This window comes from Methylovorus menthalis (assembly GCF_020523625.1).
Taxonomy (GTDB): Bacteria; Pseudomonadota; Gammaproteobacteria; order Burkholderiales; family Methylophilaceae; genus Methylovorus; species Methylovorus menthalis.
In genome coordinates, this window is sequence record NZ_JAJAQH010000006.1 from 446,203 (window position 1) to 470,599 (window position 24,397).

Consider the following 24,397-nt stretch of genomic DNA (forward strand, 5'->3'; position numbering starts at 1 on the left):
GGAGTGTGTGCATGAAAATTATGGTGGCAGTGAAGCACGTGGTGGATTACAACATCGTGCCTCGCGTCAAGCAGGATGGCTCCGACGTCGAGATCAGCGGCGTCAAGATGGGCATCAATCCCTTCGATGAAATCGCAGTGGAAGAAGCGCTGCGCCTTAAGGAAAAAGGCATCGCCACGGAAATCGTGGCCGTGTCCATCGGCGCTGAAAACAGCAAGGATACCTTACGCCACGCGCTGGCCATGGGCGTAGACCGTGCCGTGCTGGTACAGGTGGAAGGCAAGCTGCAGCCACTGGGCGTGGCCAAGCTGCTGAAGGCGGTGGCGGGTCGTGAGCAGCCCGACCTGATTCTGCTGGGTAAGCAGGCGATTGATGACGACGCAGGTCAGGCCGGGCAAATGCTGGCCGCCCTGCTGGGCGTGGGCCAAGGCTTGTTCGCTTCTGAAATCAAGGTGAATGGCAACGAAATCGAAGTCAACCGTGAGGTGGATGGCGGTACTGAAACCGTCGCCTTGCAGCTGCCCGCCATTGTGACGGCGGATTTGCGCCTCAATGAGCCACGCTTTATCAAGCTTCCCAACATGATGATGGCCAAGAAAAAGCCGATAGACGTGATTGCAGGTACCGAGTTGGGCGTGGATTTTGCCTCGCACCTCAGCCTGCTGAATGTCGCCGAGCCTGCGCCACGTAAGCCCGGCGTTATGGTGAACAGTGTGGCCGAGCTGGTCGAAAAACTGCGTATTGAAAAGGTATTGGCATGAGCGTTCTGATTTTGGCCGAACACGATGGCCAGCATATTAAGCAATCCACCCGTCAGGCAGTGACCGCTGCTGCAGCCTGGCAACAACCGCTGCACCTTCTGGTAGTGGGGGCTGATGTATCGGCCGTGGCCGCGCAGGCCGCCGCCATTGCCGGTGTGGCAAAGGTGATCAGGGTGGAAGCACCGCATCTGGCCCATTTGCTGGCTGAAGATGTGGCCGCTGCCCTGCAACAGCTTGCAGGCGATTATAAAGTGATCGTGGCCGCGCACAGCACCCTGGGCAAGGGCGTGCTGCCGCGCGTAGCGGCCCTGCTGGATGTCGGCATGGTGTCGGATGTGGTCGAGATTCAGGCGCCAGCTACCTATGTGCGCCCGATTTACGCCGGCAATGTCCTGGCAACGGTGCAAAGCAGCGATGCCGTGCAAGTGGTAAGCGTGCGCGCGACTTCGTTTGAGGCCGCTACGGATGGCGCCAGTGCTGAAGTCACAAGTGCAGCGGCACCCGCAGCCTTTGGCAAGGTGCGCTGGGTGAGCGAGCAGCGCAACCTGTCGGATCGTCCTGAACTGGCCACAGCAAACGTGGTGATTTCGGGTGGTCGTAGCCTGGGCGAGCAGTTCAACGCCCTGCTGGAGCCCGTGGCCCACAAGCTGAATGCCGCGATTGGCGCGACGCGCGCCTGCGTGGATGCAGGCTTTGCCCCCAACGACCTGCAGGTTGGTCAAACCGGTACTGTGGTTGCGCCTGAGCTGTATATTGCGGTCGGTATTTCCGGCGCCATGCAGCATCTGGCCGGTATCAAGGATAGCAAGGTGATCGTCGCCATCAATCACGATCCCGATGCCCCGATCTTCAAGCATGCGGATTACGGCCTCGTGGCCGACCTGTTCAAGGCCTTGCCTGAACTCAATGCTGCCCTTAGCTGATCGTTAATCAATTTCCCATTTGAAAGATAAAGAACTATGAGCGCGTTTAATACCGAAAAAGTGTTGTCGGTAAAGCATTGGAATGACAGTCTGTTTTCGTTCACCACCACCCGTGACGCTGGCCTGCGTTTTGAAAACGGCCAGTTCGTCATGATCGGCCTGCAAGTTGAAGGCAAACCGCTGATGCGTGCCTACAGTATTGCCAGTGCCAACTACGCTGAAGACCTCGAGTTCTTCAGCATCAAGGTACCGAATGGTCCTTTGACCTCACGCCTGCAACACCTGAAAGTGGGCGATGATATCCTGGTGGGCCGCAAGCCTACCGGCACGCTGCTGCTGTCTGACCTCAAGCCCGGCAAGAATCTTTACTTGCTGTCTACCGGCACTGGCCTCGCGCCTTTCATCTGCCTGATCCAGGATCCTGAAATCTACGAAAAGTTTGAAAAAGTGATTCTGGTCCACGGTGTGCGTCGTGTGAACGACCTGGCCTATGAAGAATTCATCACCAAGGAATTGCCGGAAAACGAATATTTCGGCGAACAGGTCAAGAACCAGCTGATCTACTACCCCACGGTAACCCGCGAGCCATTCCGTAACGAAGGCCGCCTCACCGACCTCATGGAAAACGGCAAGATGTTTGCTGACATCGGCCTGCCACCGCTCAACCCCGAGACCGACCGCGCCATGTTGTGCGGCAGCCCGCAAATGCTGGAAGATACCTGCCGCATTCTGGATGCTGCTGGCCTGAAAGTGTCCAAGCGCATTGGCGATCTGGGTGATTACGTCATCGAACGTGCGTTTGCCGAGAAGTAATTCTTGGCTTATGCCTTAAGCGGCTCAGCTTGGGTATGACTACGACCTTTAAAAGTCCGACGGTGAATACCTTCGGACTTTAATTTATTGTTGCAAGGATTGTATCGAGTCGGTCACGGGGTTGCGTGCCGAATTGCTGGGTGTGAGGCCAAGGATTGAATGGCAGTTTCCAGCTGCGTTTGAATGTGCTGCTGGGAGAAATTGGCGTCATAGTAAGTGCGCGCGGCTTCTCCGCGGGCTGGAAATGTTGCTGGGTTTGCTGCCCAGGCCATTACGGCATTTAGTAGCGCATTGGGATTGTCGGGCGCGATCAGCGCGAGTCCAGCATTTGCCTCAGGTGATTCTTTTTGTGGGTAGGTGTTGCTGATACGAGTGATGACGGGTTTTCCGCAGGCTAGTGCCTGAAATACCTTATTGGGAATCACATTGCCAGCCTTGGCCGAGCCGCCAAACACCCCGAGCAGGATATCGGCATTTGCAATGCGCTGGGGTAATTCGTTATAGGGGATCGCAGATTCAAACCGGATATTGTCATGGCCTTTTGCAAGCTCCATGCAGCCCGGTTTTTGTGGTCCCTCACCTAGCAAAGTCCAGATAATGTTGGGTTGCCCCTTAGCAAGTCTGGCAGCCTGGATAATGGTTTCCACCCCATGCAGGCCAATAAAGCTGCCATAAAATAATACTTCGATCGTCGATGTTGTGCGGTTTCTGGGCCGTGGCTGGAATAGCGACTCCTCCGCCCCTACATGCACCGTAAATAGCCGCTCGGGCGCTACGCCCAGTTCATCGGCAAACAGCCGCGCATGCAAATCCGTATCTGCCAGCACGATATCCGCAGACTGCAGTAAGCCGGATTCCCAGATTTTCAGCCGCCTGGCCTGGACGCTATCCGGGGCGAACTTTGCTCGCTCGAAGACCTGCTTGTCCCAAGCGCTGATCAAAGGATCTACCAGGAGTGGTACTTGATGCCGGGTTGCCCATGCGCGCGCCGCACTGATATCGCGCTGCCTGAAGCAAGGCACCCAGACCAAGTCGGGTTTGCCTAAGCGATGCATGCTCGCTTGCCATTGCACGCCCCAGCGAGCCCAGGGGCGGAAATCAACGATGCGATAGCCCATGGCCTGCATAGCTTGTCGACATATTCGGTTGCGCGAGTAGTTGATATCGGAATTACCCCACCAAAGCAGGGTGCGTGTGTGTTCTGTTGTATTCATAACTGGTTCAGAAAAGGCAACACCTTGCCGATGGATAAGCCCCGCATGCATGAGTGGTGCGAGCAGGTTTTCTGATAACAGTTCACACAAGGCAAGGCAGCCTGAATGGCGCGCACCTGCGGACCTATCGGTTTCACCCTGCGCGGGTCGGTTGGGCCGCAGATCACCAGCATGGGGGTCATGGTGCTGGCGGCAAGGTGTGCGGTGCCTGTATCGTTGCCTACAATCAGCCTGGCATGGGAAAACAGGGTGGGCAAGGCCAGCAATTCTGTTTGACCGCAGAGATTGATCGCGAGCTCAGGACATGCTGCCGCGACTGTACGGCATTCCTCGGCGTCATCGGCTCCACCAATCAATACCACATGCTGCATGCCCTGTGTATGCAGAGCCTGAGCGAGCTCGGCATAATGCGCAGCACCCCAGCGTTTGGATATTCCAGCGGCATGGCTACCGCACAGCAAAACGGCAAATGGACGTTGTAGTAGCCCATGTTGGTCCATGAGCCGCTTCGCGGCTTGTTCGTGTTCAGCCATAGCATAAAGTACAGGGCAGTTGGCCTTGGCCGAAATACCCCCCGCCGCTAAGGTCTGATGCATGATATGCAGGCTGTGTGAGGTGGCAAGGGTTTTATCTTGCCGAATCGTATAGGGAAATACCGGATGGTTGCCTAGCAAATAGCGCGGCGCTTTGCCGAGAAGCTTCAGCATTCCCAGTAGCAGACGGCTTTTGTCATTGGTCTGCAGGTCAATAATGAGGTCATACCTATGCTGGATGACCTGCCTGCACCAACGCAGATAGCCACGCAGACCACGTTCACGTTTGCGCAGGTCCACATGCCACACCTTGCTGAAACGAGGATCAGCAGAAAACAGGGTATGCCATGGCGGCATTGCGTTCAGATGAAGCTCGGCATCCGGAAAAGCTTCTCGTATATCCTGCATGATCGCAGTGCTCACTACCACATCGCCCATCCCTCCCCACTTGATAATGAGTATTCGGTGTATATCGGGCATGCGCGGTAAGTCGATCACAGTGCTCTGTTGAAAGGGCGGCACTCGGCAGGCGTGATCTGTGTATTCCAATATTTCACGTACAGGCAGTTGACTAGACATCAATCTGCTCTTGCCGGGTTGATGCTGGTTGCAAGCTGGCGATAAAGCCGCAGGCGATAAGCATCAGCAGCGGAAACCACCAAGGTACTAGCATGGGCTGGGTAGTATTCAGCGGGAAATAAATAGCCATCAAGGGCAGGGCAAACGGCCACGCCTCTGCCCGCAGTGTGGGCGCCGCCGCACGATACCAGCGATAAAAAAGCAGCATGATGGTTACAAGGCCGGCCAAGCCAATCATGCCGGTTTCTGCCAGCAATTCCACATAGATATTGTGGGTGTGGGTAGGGGCATTTACGAAAGGGTCATCCGCGCGCGTCGCATAGTCCGGATATGCCGCCTTGAAGTTGCTTGTGCCTATGCCTGTAACAGGATAGGCGGCAAACATATGCATACCGGTTTCCCATAAATGCAATCGATAGCTGAGCAAACCATTCAGTTTGTCAAAGGTGGTGGTGGATGGCTTCACCAGCTGTTCAGTCTGGGCCATTTTCATGCTGATCAAAGAGTGGCTCATGGGATAAGCAATGGCGATGGCAATCAATGGCACGGCTAGAAGTAAAAGTGATTTTTTTAGTCCCAATCGAAGTTGGAATACCATGCACGCCAGTATAAGTACCAGAATGTACAGATATCCGCGCGAACCTGACATCGTCATCATCCAGGCGCTCATCAGCAGAAGACTCATCGCAGCCCATTTTTTTTGCTGGCGGATGAGCATGTAACAGGCCAATGGCAATATTGGAAGAAGGATAATGCCTTGATGCAAATCCTTAAAAAAACCGGTTATGCGACCATCAGCACGCCGCGCGACACCAATAAGATCGGTACCAGTCAGATATTGCACCATGCTATCCACAAACCACACGATGACCGTCCACACCACAACATGTGCAAGCAGGTTGCGGTAGCGGGCCTGCTTCAAGACCTGGGTCAGGGTAATGCCCGCGAAATATAACAGCAAGAACCAGGCAACCGCAATCGCGCTTGCCTGCGGCCTGATACTGGTGAATAGCGATATGCACATAGGCATCCATAGCAGCAAAAATACTACGGTCCATCTGCGTACCTCAGTCTGCTGCCATATTACGTGGTATCCAATCAGGGCATAGCCTACTCCCAGGAGGCTTAATAGCAATACAGGCATGCGGGCCCCACCACTAAAGGGTGACCATACAATAATGAGGGAGGCCAATATAAGGCCAGTTAATCTGAAGAAATAATTAATTTGTGCGGTGTGCACATCAAGGGAGGGCATTGTAGAACCTGCTTTATTCACGCACTTATTGCATAGTTAAGAGGGCAATCGTCATCGAAGTGACACATAATCTAATTTGAAGTATATGTGTTCTGGAATGACTTAACCGCCTGTTATATCACTGCAGTAATGCAAGCGCATGACAATGGCAGAAAGAAAACGGTAGGTCGTCAGTTTGTGGCTAGCGCCAGAATAGCGGAGAATATTATTTAACTCGACTTTAGAAGCAGGCTAGCACAGTAGGCTAAAGGTAGTGCCCGAGCTTGGTTCGCTTGGTTTGCAGATATTCGGCGTTATTCTGGTTGGGAGTAATCAGCAGCGGTACGCGATGGCTGACAGAAATGCCCGCTGCCTGCAGCCGGGTGACTTTTTCGGGATTATTGGTCAGGAGCTGAATGCGTTGCAAACCCAGGTCACGCAGCATGGCTGCGGCTAGATCGTAGCTGCGGGCATCAATCGGCAGGCCTTGTTCCAGATTGGCTTGTACCGTATCGCGGCCTTGGTCCTGCAGGGCATAAGCCTTGATTTTATGGGCCAAGCCTATGCCGCGACCTTCGTGTCCGCGCAGGTAGAGAATCACGCCGCAGCCTGCTTTTGAAATGGTTTCTTGCGATTTGGCGAGTTGTTCGCCGCAATCGCAACGTCTGGAGCCCAGTACATCCCCGGTCAGGCATTCTGAGTGGAGGCGCACCAGCACGTCTTCCTGGCCTGGCTTCAGCTCGCCAGCGACAAGGGCCACCTGGTCTTGCAGGCCTTGCGGATCATTGTCTGACCGATAGATATGTAAGGTGAAATCCCCATGCGAGGTGGGCATGCGGGAGGTGGCGATTTTCTTGACGGTTTGCATAATGAAAAAAAGATGGGGGCTCAGCGGCTGGATTCAAGCTTTGCCAGTGAGCGGCCGACGGCGACGTAAGAACCCAGCCAGCCGAGCGCGACCGGAATAAGCAGGATGGCGAGGCAAACGAAGGGCTCCGGCATGCTCAAATGAAAGTCACTCGCGTAGAGGGCAGCAATGTCGGCAATCGAGTAATTGAACAGCTGGATAACGCCAGCCAGCAACAACAAGGAGGCCACGCCACCTCCCAGGCCATACAGCATGCCCGCATAGAGGAAGGGCCGCCGGATAAAGCGATTGGTCGCGCCGATGAGCTTGCTGACTTCAATTTCTTCCCGCTGGGTGACGACTTGCAGGCGTATGGTGTTGCCGATAATGGCGAGCAGGGCAAAGCCGAGCAAACCTACCAGTACCAGCAAAGCCTTCTTGCTCAGCTCCAGGATGGCGTACAGGCGCTTGATCCAGGTGGCATCCATCTGGGCCAGTTCCACACCTGGCTGCTTCTGGATGAGCGATTGCAGGGCCTCAATGGCGACCGGGTCATGGTTACGCGGCGCGATCTGGAATGCATCGGGCAACGGGTTTTTATCCAGATTGATGGCGCCTGCGGTTTCCTGTTGTAGTTGCTTCCAGGCGGCATCCTTGCTGATGAAGGTGACGCGGGCGACCTCATGCCTCTGGGTAAGCCATTGCTGCAGGCGCGTGACGCTGCCTGGCTCGGCATCCAGTTTCATGAACACGCTGATTTGCGGCTCGGTGCTGATATTGCCCGTCAGGCGGTTCAGGTTATCCACGATGACAAACAGGATGGCGGGCAGGCACACGGTGACGCCCATGACGCACCACATGACCAGAGTGGCCAGCATGCGATGCCGCATGCGACCCAATACCAGGCGCAAGGCTTGTTTATGCTGATTTATCCACGGTCTCATGCTTGCAGGGTTCCTTGCTCCAGGCGCAACACGCGTGCGCCCGAGTTGGCGATTTCGTGCTGGTCATGCGTGGCGACAATAATGGTGACGCCCACTTGCTGAAAAGCGTAAAAGATCGCCATGATTTCTTCGGCATAGCCCTCATCCAGGTTGCCGGTCGGTTCGTCAGCAATCAGGATGGATGGCCGACTGACCACGGCGCGGGCGATCGCCAGCCGTTGCTGTTCGCCACCCGACAGGGTGATGGGCATGGCTTTTTCCTTGCCGAGCAAGCCGACTTTGTCCAGCGCCGCGCGTATGCGCTTGCCGGCTTCCTGTCCGGTAATGCCATTGATATAGAGTGGCAGCGCTACGTTTTCAAAGCAGTTGCGATCATAAAGCAGCTTGTGGTCCTGAAACACCAGGCCAAATTTTCGCCGCAAAAAAGGCAAGGCAGCTGAGCGCAGCTTGCTGACATTCTGGTTGCCGATCAATACGGTGCCAGACGTCGGCCGCTCGGTGGCGGCAATCAGCTTGAGCAATGTACTTTTACCGGCCCCCGAGGCGCCTGCGACAAATACCAGCTCGCCGGGCTCAATGTTGAAACTGACATTGCGCAGGATTTGCTCACTGCCGGGATAGCGTTTGCTGACCTGGTCAAATTTAATCATGTCGGCTCCTGCGCAGCGTGTATGAAAAGCGCATCACGAAAACAGCGCATCTACAAATTCCTCTGCCTTGAACGGCCGCAGGTCGGCAATGCTTTCGCCCACGCCGATATAACGGATGGGGATGGGCCGCGCCTGGGCAATCGCCGCAATCACACCGCCCTTGGCAGTGCCATCCAGCTTGCTCAGCACCAGCCCGGTAACACCCAGGGCATCATCAAACGCCTTGACCTGGCTGATGGCGTTCTGACCGGTATTGGCATCCAGCACCAGCAGGATTTCATGCGGCGCGCCCGGCAATGCCTTGCCGATCACGCGCTGCACCTTGCGAATTTCTTCCATCAGGTTGAGCTGTGTTGGCAGGCGACCTGCGGTGTCGGCCAGCACGATATCGATATTGCGTGCCTTGGCTGAATTGACTGCATCAAAAATCACCGCGGCCGGATCGCCGCTTTCCTGAGCAACCACATGCACATTGTTGCGATCGCCCCAGGCCTGCAATTGCTCGCGGGCAGCGGCACGGAAGGTATCGCCCGCGGCGATCAATACGGATTTTCCTTGCGCCTGAAACAGGTTGGCCAGCTTGCCGATGCTGGTGGTTTTACCGGCGCCATTGACGCCTGCCAACATGATGACAAATGGCTGGTGGGTAGTGGTTACCAGAGGTTTTTCCAGTGGAGCGAGCAGCTCCAGCAGGGCATCTTTAAGGGCTTGTTTAAGCTGGGTGGTGTCGCTCAGGCTCTGGCGCTTCACGCGCTGACGAATCTGCTCCAGCAAGGCTTGCGTGGCGGCCACGCCCACATCGGAAGTGAGCAGGATGGTTTCCAGCTCTTCGTAAACATCTTCATCAATCTTGCCGCCGCCAAACAGCCCGGCAAGCTGGTTGCCCAGCTGGCTGCGGGTTTTGGCCAGCCCGCTCTTCAGGCGTTCGGTCCAGCTCAGCTTGCTTTCCGGCACGGGCTCTGGTGTAACCTCGGTCGCGGGAGCATCCGGCACGGCCGGGGCAACCGGCGCTTCTGGCGTGGGAGGTGGAGTCTTGTCTTTTTTGAAAAAATCGAACATACGCTTCAACTTGAATTTCGCCTTATTTTAGTCGTATTCGGCCGCCCATGCACGAATCTATTCAGGCCATGGCGGGGCGAAACTAAGTGACTGGGCATGGGTCACACGCCTGTACGTTGCATGGCCCATGGCACTGCTGGCTTGAAAGTTGATCGGGCCGCCAGGCGCCTTGGCTATAATGATGCAGAAGAGCAGCTAACAAAACCGCGCGAGGGGATATTTTGTCTGGCCGGTATCGCAGGTTTTGTTAGCTGCTCTAAATCAAAGGAGAACAATAAGGTGTTGAGTCGCAAATTAGTCAGGATCGTCATGCTGCTGGGTTTGGTGCCCAGTGTCACTCTACCCGGCGTTGCCGCCGCAGAAACCCAGGAGTTCAAGTTTAGCAATGGCCTGCGCCTGATCGTGCAGGAAGACCATCGTTCGCCCGTGGTGGTGTCGCAGGTGTGGTACCGCGCAGGCAGTATTGATGAGGTGAATGGCAAGACCGGCGTCGCCCACTTGCTGGAACACATGATGTTCAAGGGGACTAAGAACGTAAAGCCAGGCCAGTTCTCCCGCCTGGTGGCTGCGGCGGGTGGTCGTGAAAATGCCTTTACCAGCCGTGACTACACCGCGTATTACCAGCAGCTGGAAAAATCCAAGCTGCCGCTGTCATTCAAGCTGGAATCTGACCGCATGGCCAATCTGCAATTGACCAAGGAAGAGTTCTCCAAGGAAATCAAGGTGGTGATGGAAGAGCGCCGCTGGCGTACCGAAGACAAGCCGCAATCCACCGTGGCCGAGCAATACCAGTCTGTGGTGTTTCAGGCGCACCCGTATGCCCGTCCGGTGGTGGGCTGGATGAATGATCTGGAGAACATGACCGTGGAAGATGCGCGCGAGTGGTACAACAACTGGTACGCCCCCAACAATGCCACCGTGGTGGTGGTGGGTGATGTAAAGGCGCAGGAAGTATACAAGCTGGCCCAGCAATATTTTGGCCCGCTGAAACCGCGCAAATTGCCGGTACGCAAGCCGCAGCTGGAGCCTGCACAAAAAGGCGAGCGTCGCCTGATCGTCAAGGCCCCAGCTAAGCTGCCCTATGTGCTGATGGGCTTCCATGTGCCTGCACTGCGTGATCCGGTGAATGACTGGGAACCCTACGCGCTTGAGATTCTGGCTGGCGTGCTGGATGGCAATGCCTCAGCCCGCTTGACACAGAATCTGGTGCGCAGCCAGCAGATTGCCGTGGATGTGGGTGCAGGGTATGACCTTACCCAGCGCGGTGCGACCAGCCTGTTTGAGCTGGATGGCTCGCCCAGCGAAGGCAAGACTGCCGCCGATATTGAGGCTGCGCTGTTGCAGCAGATCGAGGATATCAAGCAGTCCGGTGTTACTGAGGATGAGCTTAACCGGGTCAAGGCGCAGGTGATTGCGGCGGATGTGTATCAACGCGACTCCATGTTCAACCAGGCCATGCAGATCGGCCAGCTCGAAACCATCGGCTACTCATGGCGTTTTCTCAAGGATTACCCCGAGAAGCTCAAGCAGGTGACCCCGCAGCAGGTGCAGGAAGTGGCGCGCAAATATCTCACGCATGACAACCTGACCGTGGCGACGCTGGATCCGCAGCCGATTGATCCCAATGCCAAGCCCAAGGGCAGGCCCAGCGATCATTAAGCCTATAGCGCGGGCATGGCGACTTTCACGCCAGCCCGGACCCTGAACTTACGGAATTCAAAGGTAACCCCATGTTGATCAAGAAACTTTATGCAAAATGCCTGACAGGCATGGCCGCGGTCGTGTTGAGCTTGTCTGCCCAGGCCGCGGTGAATATCCAGCAATGGAAAACCGCCAGCGGCGCCGATGTTTATTTTGTTGAAAATCACGATTTGCCCATTATTGATGTCAGCGTCAATTTTGAAGCGGGCAGCGCGCGTGATGTAGCTGAGAAGTCTGGCCTGGCTGGTATGACGCGCTATCTGATGACCCTGGGCGCGGCCGGTATGAGTGACGAAGAAATCTCGCGCAAGATGGCCGATGTCGGGGCGATTATGGGCGGCGAGCTGGATGCGGATCGTGCAGCCTTCAAGCTGCGCACCCTGAGCCAGGCCCGAGAGCGCGAGCAGGCGCTGGATGTGTTTGCCAAGGTATTGCAGCAGCCGGATTTTCCACAGGCGACGCTGGAGCGTGAAAAAGCCCGCGCCATTGCCGGTCTGCAGGAAGCGGCTACCCAGCCAGAAAGCATCGCCAGCAAGGCCTTCATGAAAGCCTTGTACGGCACGCACCCCTATGCGCTGGAGGATGGCGGCGAGCCTGAAACCATCGCTGCGCTGAAGCGCGATGATTTGCAGGCGTTTTACCAGCAGCACTATGGTGCCAAGGGCGCGGTGATTGCCATGATAGGCGACATGACGCGCGAAGAAGCGAATCAGATTGCCGAGCGTTTGACAGCAAAACTGCCAGCGGTGGATGCGCAGCCTGCCTTGCCAGCCGTGGCTTACCCGGAACGTGCCGTGGATGAGCGTATTCAGCATCCAGCCAGCCAGTCACATATCCTGATTGGCTACCCTGGCGTCAAGCGCGGCGATGCGGATTATTTTCCCCTGTATGTCGGCAATTACATTCTCGGTGGTGGTGGCTTTGTTTCGCGCCTGACCGAAGAGGTACGCGAGAAGCGTGGCCTGGTGTATAGCGTGTATAGCTACTTCATGCCCATGGCGGGCCTCGGCCCCTTCCAGATTGGCCTGCAGACCAAGCGCGAGCAATCAGCGGAAGCCATGAAAGTGGTGGAACAGACGCTGGATAAATTCGTGCAGAACGGCGTGACGGAAGATGAGCTGATTGCTGCCAAGCAGAATATCACCGGTGGTTTTCCACTGCGCCTCGACAGCAACAGCAAGATTCTGGATTACCTGGCAGTGATCGGCTTTTACAAGCTGCCGCTGACCTATCTGGAAGATTTCAACAAGAATATCAATAGCGTGACAACGGCCCAGATCAAGGATGCATTCAGTCGCCGTATTGATACCCACAAATTGGTCACGGTGGTGGTCGGTGGCAACTAAGACTGTCAGCAAGACGGGCGGTGTCAACAAGGTCCGCATAGGCGGCGGCATCTGGCGCAGCCGCCTGTTGAGTTTCCCCGATGGCCCGGGCTTGCGACCGACGCCCGATCGCGTGCGGCAAACCCTGTTCAACTGGCTGGGGCAGGACCTGCACGGCATGCGCTGTCTGGATCTGTTTTCCGGCACCGGTGCGCTGGGCTTTGAAGCCTTATCCCGTGGCGCCCGCGAAGTGGTCATGGTGGAGAAATCGCTGCCGGCTTTTCGCGCCCTGCAAGCCAATAAGGCCTTGTTGGCAGCAGATAGCGCCAGCTTGCTTAATGCCGATGCCGCGCAGTTGTTGAGCGCGACTTCTACCAAACTTGAGCCGGGCAGTTTTGATGTCATTTTTCTTGACCCCCCCTACAACCAGGGCTGGCTGGACAAGCTGTTGCCAGCGCTTGCCCCTTTGCTTTCACCCGATGGGCGCGTGTATGTCGAAGCCGAATATGTGCTGGCGGATAGCCCGCCCTGGCAGGTGCTGAAAAGCGGCAAAGCGGGCAATGTTTGCTATCACCTGCTAAAATTGGCGGATGCAAACGAATGAATCCCACACCGGCCTGACTGTCGTCTACCCCGGTACTTTTGATCCCATCACCCGCGGCCATGAAGATATCGTGCGCCGCGCAGCGGGGCTGTTTGACCGCGTCATCGTCGCCGTTGCGCAAAGTCCGGGCAAGTCACCGTTCTTTGGGCTGGACGAGCGCGTCTCCATGGCTTCTGAGGTGTTGCAGGATTGCCCCAATGTGCAGGTGATGGGCTTTGCCGGTTTGCTGATGGAGTTTGTGCAGGCGCAGGGTGCACGCGTGGTGATTCGTGGTTTGCGCGCGGTGTCTGACTTTGAATATGAATTCCAACTGGCGGGCATGAACCGCAATATGTTTCCGCAGGTAGAAACCTTGTTTTTGACGCCTGCCGAGCAATACATGTTTATCTCTGCCAGTCTCGTGCGCGAGATCGCCCGGCTCAATGGCGATGTCAGCAATTTTGTTTCCCCGCTGGTGCAGGCGCATATCCAGCGCAAACTGGACCACGCCGCTGGTCGATAGGGTTTTTTCATGGCATTAATGATTACCGATGAATGCATCAATTGCGATGTGTGCGAACCGGCTTGCCCCAATGGCGCCATCTCGCAGGGCGCTGAAATCTATGTCATCAATCCGGCACTGTGCACCGAGTGCGTCGGGCATTTTGACGAGCCCCAATGCCAGGATGTCTGCCCGATCGACTGTATTCCGCTAGACCCGGATGTAGTGGAAAACCGCGACCAGCTTTATGAGAAATATCTGAAAATTTCTGGCAAGGCATAAAACCTCGGTTAGCTTTAACGTGGGTGAATATTTCATATAAGTAAACATTGTTAATCTTTAGGCATAATTTTTGCCTGTGTTGGTATTATTTTTTTCAGATAATGCCGATATTGGGCAAGGCTGATTTTGCCAAGGATTAACATGACTCCCCTTAGCTCCCCCCTGCATTACGCGGTGTCCGAAGACACTGAAACCCCGGTGTATGCGCCACCGCAGCTGCCATCCCGTACCCCGGAAACCATTAAAAGTATCGCTGGCCTGGGTGCCCGACTGGCCCATTTGATGCGCCAGTTGCTCAACACCGAAAGCACCCAATCGGCGCGTTTTGTCGAAGTGGAGAACCGTGTTGGTGCAATGACGACGGAAGTGGAGGCGGTGACCGAGCGCATGCAAAGCAGCATGCAGGAGGCTGAAAGCCTGCGCGAACAATCCCAGCAAGATTTTTCGCAAGCCAGCAGCGAATTGTCGCAGGGTTTGTTGCAGCTGGAGCAGTCCTTGTCGGCCAAGCTGTCCAAGGTAAACGAGGTGGTGCGCGGCCTGGAGCGGGTAGGGCGTGAGCTCGAGTTGATTGCCGTCAACGCAGCTATTCAGGCTGCCCACGCCGGAGAGGCCGGGCGCAGCTTCAGCGTGGTTGCTGACCATGTGCGCCAGCTGGCACGGCATACCGTACAGAATGCGAATGAAGTATCGCAAATGCTGGATTTCAAGGATTTTCAGCAGCAGCTGATTGGCTTCGGCCATTCCAGCCGCGAAAACGTGGATCAGGTGGACAGACAGACAGTGGCAGCGTTTTCCAAGGTGCAGCAGGCCTTTGGCGAGATACGCACTTCCATGCAAACGCTGGTGGAGCATGGCAAGGTGATCGAGACCATGCATCATCTGGATCGCGGCAGTTATGAGGGGCAGCGCGTCAAGGTGGCTTGGGCGCGCGAAATGGCCGAGGATCTGCAGAAAAGTGGTGGCGTTACCGAGCTGCAACTCCCGCTGCATCTGGCGCGCGTGCTGCGCAAGGATGGCGGTTACAAACCACTGGTCTATGATCGCCTGAACGATATTCTGCAGCGTGGCGTTTTGCGCGTGGCGATTGAGCCATCGTTCAAGGGCTTGTCATTCCGGCTGCGTCCTGGCGAAGCATTGCGCGGCCTGGATGTGGAATATGCCACCGCGTTTGCGCGCTATCTTGGCGTGCAGATCGAGTTTATCGAGCATCCCTGGGATCAGTGTGTGGACTTGCTGCACATCGGCCGCAGCCGCGGCGAGCCAGAGGCTGATCTGGTGTGGAGCGCTTTGCCGCCCAGCGCCAGCTATTACAAGGTGGCCTATTCTGATGCGTATACCTATCTGCATTACATGCTGGCGCGGCGAGCAGGGGATGATCGCATCAGCGGCCTGGGCAGCCTGCAGGGCAAGGTGCTGGGCTGCATCAATGACCCCGGCGCCTTTGCCACGCTGGAGGCGGCGGGCCTGCGCTGGAGCAAACACAAGCGCGAGGAGCGCGGCACCATACGGCTGGCCAACCTGATTGCCTACACCGATCAATCCATCATTCACGACGCCCTTGCCGATGGCAAGATCGATGCCTTTGCCGTGGATCAGCCCATCTTTGCCTGGGCTTGCAATGGCAAGGACAGCCCCTGGCATGGTCGCATCGAGTTGCTTAATGGCAATATCGCGCCCAGCCCCTGGTATTACACCGTGGCCGTCGCGGATGACCCGGCCAGCTATACCTTGCTGCAGCATGTGAATGCCTTCATCCGTGACTTCAGCCGCACGCGTGAGCGCGAGGCGCTGGAACTGCGCTGGCAGTTTTATCCAGTGCATGGCACGGCAGGCTATCAAGGGGAAGCCGGGCATTTGCGCGGCGAGCCCGAGCTCTATCGTGACTGGGTCGAGCAGCAGCCCGCATAGGCCTATAAGCCTGCAAAGGCCTATAATAGTGCAGTTAATTCAACAATAAACTGCCATGAGGAGAGACTATGCGACTGTTACACACCATGCTGCGCGTCGGCAATCTTGATAAATCCATCGCCTTTTACACCCAGGTGCTGGGCATGCAGGTATTGCGCAAGCACGAATACCCAGACGGAAAATTTACCCTGGCGTTTGTTGGTTACGGCGACGAGCAGAACAACACCGTGCTGGAGCTTACCTATAACTGGGGTACCGAGAGTTACGACAAAGGCAACGCCTATGGCCATATCGCCATTGAGGTGGATGATGCCTATAAAGCCTGTGAAGCCGTGAAACAGGCGGGCGGTAAAGTCGTACGCGAAGCCGGCCCCATGATGCACGGCACCACGGTCATTGCCTTCATTGAAGACCCCGATGGCTACAAGGTCGAGTTCATCCAAAAAGGCACTTTTTAATACGCCCTGATGGCGGGCGCCCGCCACACTGAAAAATGGCTGGCCCAGTATGTGGCCAGCCATTTTTCATTTACACCACCAAAACGGCAAGATACGCCTACACGCAAATCAGCCGACAGCGGGCAGCGCCCGGCTGCCATCGCCGCCACAATATCCCGATGCACCGCTCCAAAAGCGGCTTTTTCCCTTGTGATGGAGAGATATTGTGAACATACTTGATCCCTTGATTAAACCGTTTTCCCAGACGCGCGACCCTTATCGCGGCATGGACCCCGAAACGCGCGCCTTCCTGCAAACACTGGCGGATGCTGACAGCACCCCGATGGAAAAGCTGAGCCCGATCGAAGCGCGCCACGTGCTGGAACAGGCGCAGCAGGAAACCATGGTCGACATAAGCGGTATCGATACGCGGCAACTCACGATCGATTGTGAAGGTCACGTGATCGAACTGGATATCGTGCGCCCGGCTGCCTCCGGTACGGCGCCTTTGCCTGTGGTCATGTTCTTCCACGGTGGTGGCTGGGTGCTGGGGGATTTTCCTACGCATAAACGTCTGGTGCGCGACATTGCCGTGCTGTCGGGCTGTGCCGTGGTGTTCGTCAATTACACACGCTCGCCCGAAGCGGAGTACCCGACAGCGGTGATTCAGGCTTATCTCGCCACCAAATGGATAGCCGAAAACGGCCAGGAGGTGGGACTGGATGGTCAGCGCCTGGCCGTGGCGGGCAATAGCGCCGGAGGCAATATGGCAACCGCAGTCTGTCTCATGGCAAAAGACCGCTTTGGCCCCACCATACGCCATCAGACCCTGTTCTGGCCGGTGACCGATGCCAACTTTGACACCGGCTCCTACGACGATTTTGAAGATGGCTATTTCCTCACGCGCAACATGATGAAATGGTTCTGGGATAACTACACCCCGAATGATGAAGTGCGTGCCGAGGTCTATGCCTCGCCGCTAAAAGCGGAGCCCGAGCAATTACAGGGCTTGCCGCCTGCGCTGATACAAACCGCAGAATGCGATGTGCTGCGCGATGAAGGCGAGGCCTATGCCCGTCTGCTGAATGATGCGGGCGTCAAAGTGACGGCCACCCGTTACATTGGCACCATCCATGATTTTGGCTTGCTGAATGCACTCGCGTTGACACCGCCTACCCGGGCTGCTCTCAATCAGGCAGCACAGGAAATCCGCAAGCATCTGGCTTGATAGCGTTTTTTGCTGTTTGACGCATGGCGGCAGATTGATTAAGATACTGCCATGCGTCAATTTTTGAACATCTCCGCACTTTCCCTGCAGCAGGCCGACCTCCTCGGCCTGCGACTGCTGCGCGTCGCGCGCATCTAAATCCCCCCCTATTATTGGCTTTACCCGCTGCCCGTCTCGTGTGAGACCGGGGCTGATCCATCGCTATTTCAGAAAGAGCGACCCCATGTTGAATATTGTGTTTTTGCTTTGCGAACGACTAATGACCGGTTGTCAGGCCAAGTGCCGGTGGCTGCCTGACAACCTGTGTGCCACAGACTACGTCTTTGTCTAGTAACGAATTATCAAGAACAGGAATGACCATGATGTTGAAGCAACCAAATAAGAAATACCGCCCCTTTACGCCTGTGGCCCTGGCTGACCGGCAATGGCCAGGCAAGACCATTACCCATCCCCCCATCTGGATGAGTACCGACCTGCGCGATGGCAACCAGGCCTTGTTTGAGCCCATGAATGCCGAGCGCAAGATGCGCATGTTCAAGATGCTGGTGCAGATCGGCTTCAAGGAAATTGAAGTCGCGTTTCCATCGGCCTCGCAAACCGACTTTGATTTTGTACGCAGGCTCATCGAAGAAAAGCATATCCCGGACGATGTCACCATTGAAGTGTTGACGCAGGCGCGCGAAGACCTGATCCGCCGCACATTCGAGGCCTTGCGCGGTGCGCGGCGTGCCATCGTGCATATCTACAACGCCACTGCTCCCGAGTTTCGCCGCATCGTGTTCCGTATGGATAAGCCGCAGGTCAAGCAGTTGGCCGTCGACAGCGCTCGCCTGATTCGCGAATTGGCCGAGCAGCAGCCGGAGACGGAATGGGTATTCCAGTACAGCCCGGAAACTTTTACCGCCACCGAGCTCGACTTTGCCAAGGAAGTCTGCGATGCCGTGACGGACGCATGGGGCGCCACGCCCGAGCGCAAAGTGATCCTGAATCTGCCCGCCACGGTGGAAGTCGGCACGCCGAATTTCTACGCAGACCAGATTGAGTGGATGCACCGCAACCTCGCCCGCCGCGATAGCGTGATTCTGAGCGTGCACCCGCACAACGACCGTGGCACGGCAGTGGCTGCCGCCGAGCTTGCAGTGATGGCCGGGGCGGACCGTATCGAGGGCTGTTTGTTTGGCCATGGCGAACGCACGGGCAATGTCGACTTGGTCAGCCTGGCCTTAAATCTCTACACTCAGGGCGTGCATCCGGGGCTCGATTTCTCCAATATCAATGCCATTGCACGCACGGTGGAAGATTGCACCCAGTTGCCTGTGCATCCGCGGCATCCTTATGCCGGTGACCTGGTGTTTACCGCGTTCTCCGGCTCGCATCAGGATGCCATCAAGAAAGGCTTTGCCGCGCAACAGCCGGATACCTTGTGGGAAGTGCCGTATCTGCCGATAGACCCGCATGATGTGGGTCGCACCTATGACTCTATCATTCGCGTCAACAGCCAGTCCGGCAAGGGCGGCATCGCCTACCTGCTTGAGAGCGGTTACGGCTTGTCCATGCCGCGCCGCATGCAGGTCGAATTCAGCGCCGCCGTTCAAAAGCTGACCGATACCACCGGGCAGGAAGTATCAGCCGAAGGTATCTGGCAGCTGTTTGAAGCCGAGTACCTGTTTGCCAAGGAGCCCTTGCATTATGTGGGGCACGAATTGACCGAGCATGCTGGCCGGCAACATATCAAGCTCACCATGCGCCTGCATGGCGAAACCTTGGTACGCGAAGGCGAGGGCAATGGGCCGATAGATGCGCTGGTGCATGCCTTGGGTTATCCGGTGAATATTCTGGATTACGAAGAGCGGGCCATGACCGGTGGCGCCGATGCGCAGGCCGTTGCATTTGCTGAACTCGGCATGACCGGCATTGCAGGCAGTGTCTATGGCGCCGGCTTGCACCAGAATCTGGTGACCTCATCCATCCTCGCCGTGGTCAGCGGTATCAATCGCTTGTACAGCAAGCTGGATGAGCAGGGGCGTCGCCAATTGTTGGACTAGCTACAGTGCGTGAATAACGCTGGTGCTTGAGCTAACGTGATCCCGAATCGTGAAAGCGGTTCGGGATTTTTATTGCCTTTTCATAAGACCAACCAAACCACTGCCAACCATCACGCCGCTGTCATCTTTCTGACGTGGGCGCGCAATAAAGCGACCCTATAGTGTGCTCTAGTTCGTGCGCAGGGCGATTGCTTCACTTCTTGAGATATTCGGCCTTGCGCACCATGCTTTTCGTGCATCTTCAAGGCGCAAATCAAATGAGTACAGCGGTTAACCCTATCGTCATCTGGCGCTTGCTGGATGGAAAACCCGGTCACGAAACCCAGACGCTGGGGCTGGTCAAATCCCTGCAGCGCCGTCAGGCCTGCGAGTCCTTCGATATCCGTGTCAGCGGGCAAGTGGAATCGCTATTCAACGTCGCCAGTGCTACCTGGCCTTTTGCGCGTGGCCTGCCTTTGCCGGATCTGATTATCGGCGCCGGGCATCGTACCCATCTGCCCATGCTGGCTGCGCGGCGCGCCCATGGTGGCAAGGCCGTGGTGCTGATGCAGCCTAGTCTGCCAGTGGCCCTGTTTGATCTTTGCCTGATCCCCCAGCATGATCGTTACCGTGGCGGTGGCAATTTTGTCGAGACGCGCGGCGTGCTGAATCCCTTGTATGCGGAAGGCGGGCATGCAGAAAACAAAACCCTGATCATGATAGGTGGGCCTTCGCGGCATTACGGATGGGATACGGCGAACGTGCTGGCCCAGATTCGCCAGCTACTGGCTCATCGCCCCTGGATGCAGTACACCCTGACCACCTCGCGCCGTACGCCAGCGGATTTCATCGTCGGCCTGCATGCGCTCTCTGCGCCCAATCTGCGGGTGGTGCCGTTCAGCCAGACCCAGCCGGGCTGGGTGGCCGAGCAGCTGGCGCAGTCTGCCACCGCCTGGGTCTCGGAAGATTCGGTTTCCATGGTGTACGAGGCGCTGACGGCGCAAGTGGCCGTGGGGCTGCTGAATTTACCTTTGAAGCAGGAAAACCGGGTGTGGCGCGGGGTTGAACACTTGTTGCAGCAAGGCATGATCGTGCGTTTTGATAGCGATGCAGATTACCTGCAACGCCTGCATCCGGTAGCGGGTTTTACCGAAGCTGACCGCTGTGCGGACTGGATATTGCGCCGCTGGCTACAACCAGTGCCGGTTTCTGTGCCACAGGTGGCGATGTCTAAAGTCTTTTAGGGCGGGTAAGCAAGCTTAAAAGCAGTTATGGAAACAATATAACTGCCCTCAGGGGTAATTACAAAAATCTCATTCGCAACTGAAAATGAAAATACCCAAACGGTATTTCTATTTTTTAAATGAGATTATAAATGTTAAACGACTTCGGATTTCTCCAGGATGGTTTTAAACCTCATACATGCATACGCCTTTTTCAGACTAGGTCAGTTTCATCCGGTCGGAGGTAGTGGTTGTGGGGAGGCGGAGTACCATTATTATTTGGCGTTTGCTGGATGGAAAGCCTGACCATGAGAATCAGTCATTAGGTTTAGTCAAGGCTATACAAAGTTATGTGGCCTGCCAATACTACGACATAGAGGTGAAGGGCGGTATGAAGGCTGTGTGCAATCTGATTACTGGGCATTGGCAAGGTGGGCATAATTTACCAATACCTGATTTGATAATTGGTGCTGGCCATAGAACACATTGGGATATGCTGGCTGCAAAAAGAGCTTACGGAGGAAAATCAATTGTATTGATGGCTCCAACCTTACCACTTACATGGTTTGACCTTTGTTTGATTCCTCAGCATGATCATTATCAAGGTCCTGGTTTTTTTGTTGAAACACAAGGCGTTCTCAACCCATTACATGCTACAGGCCAACACCATCATGACAAGGCACTCATCATGATCGGGGGCTATTCAAAACATTATCAGTGGGACACATTGGGACTATTAACTCAGATTCGTCAGTTACTCGCTCATCGACCTTGGGTAAGGCATACATTAACCACCTCTCGAAGAACCCCTGCTGATTTTACGTTAAGTCTGAACTCATTGAGTGCGCATAACCTCAAGGTTGTTCCTTATTGTGAGACAAAACCTGGATGGGTTGCTAATGAATTAGCCCACTCTGACACGGCTTGGATATCAGAAGATTCAGTTTCAATGGTTTATGAAGCTTTGACTGCACACGTCGGTGTCGGCGTTCTTAATTTGAATATTAAAAAACAAAGTCGTATATCACGCGGTCTGGAAAACCTCATCTTAAATAAAATGGTTGTTCGATTTGATAGCAATGCAAACTATCAGCAGCTTTTGCGCCCAGTTATAGGATTTTCTGAGGCAGAACGTTGCGCAAAGTTGATCATCGAAAAATGGTTTTATAGTGAGCACGCAATGCACTCAGCAATTTTATTAGGAGCTGAATGATTAAAAAAAGACTCACTGTGCTGCAAGTGTTGCCCGCGCTGGAATCAGGCGGTGTGGAGCGCGGCACGCTGGAATTGGGGCATTACCTAGTGCAGCAGGGCCACCGCTCGCTGGTGATGTCCGCCGGTGGCCGTCTGGTGGAGCAGCTGGAACAGCAGGGCAGTGAGCATTTCCAATGGCCCATCGGCCGTAAATCTTTCCTCAGTTTGCGCCTGGTACGACCTCTGCGGCATTTTTTGCGGGAGCATGCCGTGGATATCCTGCACGTGCGTTCGCGCTTCCCGGCCTGGATCTGTTATCTGGCCTGGAAGGGCATGGACCCTGCCAAGCGGCCTCGCCTGGTAACCACGGTACATGGCACCTATTCAGTCTCTGCCTATAGCGCCGTCATGACCAAGGGCGAGCGCGTGATCGTCATTTCCAAGATGATCCGCGATTATGTCTTGCAGCATTACCCGGTGGATGCGGGCCGATTGCGCTTGAATTACCGGGGTGTGGATCCCGCCGTGCATCGCTATGGCTATCAACCCAGGGCCGATTGGCTGGAGGCGTGGTATCGCGATTATCCTGAAACCCAGGGACGCCAGCTGCTGACCTTGCCTGCGCGACTTACCCGCTGGAAAGGCCAAGAGAATTTCATCACCCTGCTGGCGCAACTCCGGCAGCAAGGCGCCAAGGTGCATGGCCTGATTGTGGGTGATGTGCAGGCGGGCAAGGGGGCTTATCTGGACGAGCTGAAGCTCCAGGCCGAAAGGTTGGGCGTCGCGGACAGCATCACCTTTACCGGTCACCGGCAGGATATCCGAGACATCATGGCGATGTCGCATATTGTATTTTCCCTCTCACAGCAGCCGGAAGCGTTTGGTCGGGTAACCATGGAGGCGCTCAGCATGGGCGTGCCGGTGATTGCCTATGCGCACGGTGGCGTGGCCGAGCAGCTGACCGCGCTTCTACCGCAGGGCGCGGTACCCGTGGGTGATCTGGATGCGGCGTTGAAACTGAGTCTGGCATGGCTGCAACAGGCACCGCAGGTGCCGGAAAACCAGGTATTTCGCTTGCAGACCATGCTGGAAAATACCTTGGCGATTTATCAGGAGCTGACCATGCCAGCCAGTGGGGTGGCGCCGATATAAGGATCTGTCAGTCGTGGCGAGCCATGGTAATGGCGGGCTGGAAAAGCATGTGCGCGAAATGTCCAGCGACGTCGTGGGTATATGGAAAGCGAGCTGAAATTTACATTTAGACCACAGCAGTAACTAGTGTAAATATTCTTCTTGTCATCAAAATTAAACATGGCTGACACAGATTGAAATGATGCTGTTATCCATGAAACATGCGCTGCATATTCTTCTGATCCGCCGAATGAAATGTTTTTTTCGCCTTTGGCTGCCTCGCTTTCAAGCTCCGCTGCTGAAAGAGACTGAGGCCGATCAAGTCACTGTCCAGCGTATTTTGCTGGTGAGTCTTTCGAACATAGGCGATGCGGTGTTGACCACGCCTTGCTTGCAGGCCCTGCATCGCCACTATCCGGCAGCGGTGATTGATATTGTCGGCGATCCACGATCGCAGGCAATTTTCAGTGCTTGTCCCTATCTTGGCCGCTTGTTTGTTCTGGATAAAAAGGCAGGCTGGCGTGGTCGACTGGCTTTGATCATGCTGCTGCGCCGCCAGCAATATGATCTGGCAATAGACTTGCGTTCTGACTGGATACTTTCTTTCATCCGCGCTAGCCGCAAGCTGGGCAAGCTTTCCAGTCGGGCGGGCCATGATCTGCATAGTGCCGAGAAACATGCGGCTGCGCTAAAACCGCTGGGCATTCATGACACGCCGGAAACCCGGATATGGATCCATGCGCGGGATCGGCTGTTCGCCCAGAACATGCTGGATGGCTGGGCAGAGCGGCGCATTCTTGCCTTGGGGCTGGGGGCGAATTTCGAGGGCAAGATATGGCCGGTTGAGCATTTCATTGTCTTGGTGAACATGCTGGCGGGGAGTTTTGATGCGGTCCTGTTATTGGGCAATCAACAGGATGCAAGGCGTGCCGACGTGTTTTCACAGGGGTGTGCCTTGCCGGTCATCCATGCCTGCGGCCAATGCAATCTGCTTGAAACCGCCGCCTTGCTGGAGCATGCCGGCTTGTTTGTGGGTAACGATTCCGGGCTGGGGCATATGGCCAGCGCCATGGGGACGCCGACCATGACACTGTTCGGGCCGGGTTTTCCCGCGCGCTACCGCCCTTGGGGCACAGCCGCTGGCTGGCTGCAGAGTCAGGATGGCACCATGCAAGCGCTGGAGCCCGCAGCGGTGGCGGACTATATTCGGCAGACATGGCCGTGGGTGAGGCCTTGATCGTGCGGCCTGGGATAGGTGGCTCAGGCGTCGGCAAGCATGTTTTTCAGGCATAAAAAAGCCGG

At 55.8% G+C, this 24,397-nt stretch carries 23 protein-coding genes; 16 read left to right on the plus strand and 7 right to left on the minus strand.

Going from position 1 to position 24,397, the window contains the following annotated elements; genetic code table 11:
* Window positions 1-11 precede the first annotated feature (11 nt).
* Genes LG204_RS07935 through LG204_RS07945 form a run of 3 tightly spaced genes read left to right on the plus strand, consistent with a single transcriptional unit; the run spans window position 12 to window position 2,497 of the window.
* Window positions 12-761 carry an electron transfer flavoprotein subunit beta/FixA family protein gene (locus tag LG204_RS07935; protein WP_230336764.1) on the plus strand — a complete coding sequence of 250 codons (750 nt, stop codon included), beginning with the start codon at window positions 12-14 and terminating at the stop codon, window positions 759-761.
* On the plus strand, window positions 758-1,684 hold the full coding sequence (locus tag LG204_RS07940) for an electron transfer flavoprotein subunit alpha/FixB family protein (protein ID WP_230336765.1): 927 nt from the start codon (window positions 758-760) through the stop codon (window positions 1,682-1,684). Before LG204_RS07935 ends, LG204_RS07940 begins: the two co-directional genes overlap by 4 nt.
* A gap of 36 nt (window positions 1,685-1,720) precedes the next feature.
* Window positions 1,721-2,497, plus strand: coding sequence for a ferredoxin--NADP reductase (locus LG204_RS07945; RefSeq protein WP_230336766.1), 777 nt, complete (start codon window positions 1,721-1,723; stop codon window positions 2,495-2,497).
* 113 nt (window positions 2,498-2,610) lie between these two features.
* Here the strand turns inward: LG204_RS07945 and LG204_RS07950 are convergent, their stop codons facing one another.
* The 7 genes from LG204_RS07950 to ftsY all read right to left on the minus strand — a co-directional run bounded on the left by LG204_RS07950 (window position 2,611) and on the right by ftsY (window position 9,557).
* Window positions 2,611-3,711 (minus strand): glycosyltransferase, encoded by a 1,101-nt coding sequence (locus LG204_RS07950; RefSeq protein ID WP_230336767.1) that lies wholly within the window; start codon window positions 3,709-3,711, stop codon window positions 2,611-2,613.
* A complete protein-coding gene (locus LG204_RS07955; RefSeq protein ID WP_230336768.1) occupies window positions 3,708-4,823 on the minus strand; it encodes a glycosyltransferase family 9 protein in 1,116 nt (371 codons plus the stop codon). The genes LG204_RS07950 and LG204_RS07955 overlap by 4 nt, the downstream gene beginning before the upstream one ends.
* Window positions 4,816-6,099 (minus strand): O-antigen ligase family protein, encoded by a 1,284-nt coding sequence (locus LG204_RS14095; protein WP_230336769.1) that lies wholly within the window; start codon window positions 6,097-6,099, stop codon window positions 4,816-4,818. The genes LG204_RS07955 and LG204_RS14095 overlap by 8 nt, the downstream gene beginning before the upstream one ends.
* Before the next feature lie 223 nt (window positions 6,100-6,322).
* Window positions 6,323-6,925: a GTP cyclohydrolase II gene (ribA, locus tag LG204_RS07965; RefSeq protein WP_230336770.1), complete on the minus strand. Its 603-nt coding sequence runs from the start codon at window positions 6,923-6,925 to the stop codon at window positions 6,323-6,325.
* 20 nt (window positions 6,926-6,945) lie between these two features.
* Window positions 6,946-7,848 (minus strand): permease-like cell division protein FtsX, encoded by a 903-nt coding sequence (gene ftsX / locus LG204_RS07970; protein WP_230336771.1) that lies wholly within the window; start codon window positions 7,846-7,848, stop codon window positions 6,946-6,948.
* Window positions 7,845-8,498 carry a cell division ATP-binding protein FtsE gene (ftsE, locus tag LG204_RS07975; protein WP_230336772.1) on the minus strand — a complete coding sequence of 218 codons (654 nt, stop codon included), beginning with the start codon at window positions 8,496-8,498 and terminating at the stop codon, window positions 7,845-7,847. Before ftsE ends, ftsX begins: the two co-directional genes overlap by 4 nt.
* Window positions 8,499-8,531: 33 nt before the next feature.
* On the minus strand, window positions 8,532-9,557 hold the full coding sequence (gene ftsY / locus LG204_RS07980; RefSeq protein ID WP_230337866.1) for a signal recognition particle-docking protein FtsY: 1,026 nt from the start codon (window positions 9,555-9,557) through the stop codon (window positions 8,532-8,534).
* 309 nt (window positions 9,558-9,866) lie between these two features.
* On the opposite strand from ftsY, the gene LG204_RS07985 reads away from it, so the two are divergent.
* From LG204_RS07985 to LG204_RS08045, 13 genes are all read left to right on the plus strand, one after another.
* The gene (locus tag LG204_RS07985) at window positions 9,867-11,216 is read left to right on the plus strand and encodes a M16 family metallopeptidase (RefSeq protein WP_230337867.1); all 1,350 of its coding nucleotides are present in this window, start codon (window positions 9,867-9,869) and stop codon (window positions 11,214-11,216) included.
* 71 nt (window positions 11,217-11,287) lie between these two features.
* Window positions 11,288-12,604: a M16 family metallopeptidase gene (locus LG204_RS07990; RefSeq protein WP_230336773.1), complete on the plus strand. Its 1,317-nt coding sequence runs from the start codon at window positions 11,288-11,290 to the stop codon at window positions 12,602-12,604.
* Window positions 12,594-13,187: a 16S rRNA (guanine(966)-N(2))-methyltransferase RsmD gene (rsmD, locus tag LG204_RS07995; protein ID WP_230336774.1), complete on the plus strand. Its 594-nt coding sequence runs from the start codon at window positions 12,594-12,596 to the stop codon at window positions 13,185-13,187. The genes LG204_RS07990 and rsmD overlap by 11 nt, the downstream gene beginning before the upstream one ends.
* Entirely contained in the window at window positions 13,174-13,689 is a 516-nt protein-coding gene (gene coaD, locus LG204_RS08000; RefSeq protein ID WP_230336775.1) for a pantetheine-phosphate adenylyltransferase, read from the plus strand. The genes rsmD and coaD overlap by 14 nt, the downstream gene beginning before the upstream one ends.
* A gap of 9 nt (window positions 13,690-13,698) precedes the next feature.
* Window positions 13,699-13,950 carry a YfhL family 4Fe-4S dicluster ferredoxin gene (locus LG204_RS08005; protein ID WP_230336776.1) on the plus strand — a complete coding sequence of 84 codons (252 nt, stop codon included), beginning with the start codon at window positions 13,699-13,701 and terminating at the stop codon, window positions 13,948-13,950.
* Between the two features lie 141 nt (window positions 13,951-14,091).
* Window positions 14,092-15,858 carry a methyl-accepting chemotaxis protein gene (locus LG204_RS08010; protein WP_230336777.1) on the plus strand — a complete coding sequence of 589 codons (1,767 nt, stop codon included), beginning with the start codon at window positions 14,092-14,094 and terminating at the stop codon, window positions 15,856-15,858.
* Window positions 15,859-15,926: 68 nt separating this feature from the next.
* On the plus strand, window positions 15,927-16,316 hold the full coding sequence (gene gloA / locus LG204_RS08015) for a lactoylglutathione lyase (RefSeq protein ID WP_013442706.1): 390 nt from the start codon (window positions 15,927-15,929) through the stop codon (window positions 16,314-16,316).
* A 205-nt stretch (window positions 16,317-16,521) separates the two neighbouring features.
* Window positions 16,522-17,523 (plus strand): alpha/beta hydrolase, encoded by a 1,002-nt coding sequence (locus tag LG204_RS08020; RefSeq protein WP_230336778.1) that lies wholly within the window; start codon window positions 16,522-16,524, stop codon window positions 17,521-17,523.
* Between the two features lie 362 nt (window positions 17,524-17,885).
* Window positions 17,886-19,568, plus strand: coding sequence for a 2-isopropylmalate synthase (leuA, locus tag LG204_RS08025; protein WP_407664211.1), 1,683 nt, complete (start codon window positions 17,886-17,888; stop codon window positions 19,566-19,568).
* Between the two features lie 257 nt (window positions 19,569-19,825).
* Window positions 19,826-20,791 (plus strand): mitochondrial fission ELM1 family protein, encoded by a 966-nt coding sequence (locus tag LG204_RS08030; RefSeq protein WP_230336780.1) that lies wholly within the window; start codon window positions 19,826-19,828, stop codon window positions 20,789-20,791.
* 265 nt (window positions 20,792-21,056) lie between these two features.
* The gene (locus LG204_RS08035; RefSeq protein WP_230336781.1) at window positions 21,057-21,983 is read left to right on the plus strand and encodes a mitochondrial fission ELM1 family protein; all 927 of its coding nucleotides are present in this window, start codon (window positions 21,057-21,059) and stop codon (window positions 21,981-21,983) included.
* Window positions 21,980-23,116 (plus strand): glycosyltransferase family 4 protein, encoded by a 1,137-nt coding sequence (locus tag LG204_RS08040; RefSeq protein ID WP_230336782.1) that lies wholly within the window; start codon window positions 21,980-21,982, stop codon window positions 23,114-23,116. The genes LG204_RS08035 and LG204_RS08040 overlap by 4 nt, the downstream gene beginning before the upstream one ends.
* Window positions 23,117-23,441: 325 nt before the next feature.
* Entirely contained in the window at window positions 23,442-24,332 is an 891-nt protein-coding gene (locus LG204_RS08045) for a glycosyltransferase family 9 protein (RefSeq protein ID WP_230336783.1), read from the plus strand.
* The last annotated feature ends 65 nt before the right edge of the window (window positions 24,333-24,397 follow it).

Excerpts from the sequence above, each read along its gene's own strand:
- LG204_RS07935 (WP_230336764.1), top strand. The coding sequence starts at position 12 with ATGAAAATTATGGTGGCAGTGAAGCACGTGGTGGATTACAACATCGTG.
- LG204_RS07940 (WP_230336765.1), top strand. The coding sequence starts at position 758 with ATGAGCGTTCTGATTTTGGCCGAACACGATGGCCAGCATATTAAGCAA.
- LG204_RS07945 (WP_230336766.1), top strand. The coding sequence starts at position 1,721 with ATGAGCGCGTTTAATACCGAAAAAGTGTTGTCGGTAAAGCATTGGAAT.
- LG204_RS07950 (WP_230336767.1), bottom strand. The coding sequence starts at position 3,711 with ATGAATACAACAGAACACACACGCACCCTGCTTTGGTGGGGTAATTCC.
- LG204_RS07955 (WP_230336768.1), bottom strand. The coding sequence starts at position 4,823 with ATGTCTAGTCAACTGCCTGTACGTGAAATATTGGAATACACAGATCAC.
- ribA (WP_230336770.1), bottom strand. The coding sequence starts at position 6,925 with ATGCAAACCGTCAAGAAAATCGCCACCTCCCGCATGCCCACCTCGCAT.
- ftsX (WP_230336771.1), bottom strand. The coding sequence starts at position 7,848 with ATGAGACCGTGGATAAATCAGCATAAACAAGCCTTGCGCCTGGTATTG.
- ftsE (WP_230336772.1), bottom strand. The coding sequence starts at position 8,498 with ATGATTAAATTTGACCAGGTCAGCAAACGCTATCCCGGCAGTGAGCAA.
- ftsY (WP_230337866.1), bottom strand. The coding sequence starts at position 9,557 with ATGTTCGATTTTTTCAAAAAAGACAAGACTCCACCTCCCACGCCAGAA.
- LG204_RS07985 (WP_230337867.1), top strand. The coding sequence starts at position 9,867 with ATGCTGCTGGGTTTGGTGCCCAGTGTCACTCTACCCGGCGTTGCCGCC.
- LG204_RS07990 (WP_230336773.1), top strand. The coding sequence starts at position 11,288 with ATGTTGATCAAGAAACTTTATGCAAAATGCCTGACAGGCATGGCCGCG.
- coaD (WP_230336775.1), top strand. The coding sequence starts at position 13,174 with ATGCAAACGAATGAATCCCACACCGGCCTGACTGTCGTCTACCCCGGT.
- LG204_RS08005 (WP_230336776.1), top strand. The coding sequence starts at position 13,699 with ATGGCATTAATGATTACCGATGAATGCATCAATTGCGATGTGTGCGAA.
- LG204_RS08010 (WP_230336777.1), top strand. The coding sequence starts at position 14,092 with ATGACTCCCCTTAGCTCCCCCCTGCATTACGCGGTGTCCGAAGACACT.
- gloA (WP_013442706.1), top strand. The coding sequence starts at position 15,927 with ATGCGACTGTTACACACCATGCTGCGCGTCGGCAATCTTGATAAATCC.
- leuA (WP_407664211.1), top strand. The coding sequence starts at position 17,886 with ATGTTGAAGCAACCAAATAAGAAATACCGCCCCTTTACGCCTGTGGCC.
- LG204_RS08030 (WP_230336780.1), top strand. The coding sequence starts at position 19,826 with ATGAGTACAGCGGTTAACCCTATCGTCATCTGGCGCTTGCTGGATGGA.
- LG204_RS08040 (WP_230336782.1), top strand. The coding sequence starts at position 21,980 with ATGATTAAAAAAAGACTCACTGTGCTGCAAGTGTTGCCCGCGCTGGAA.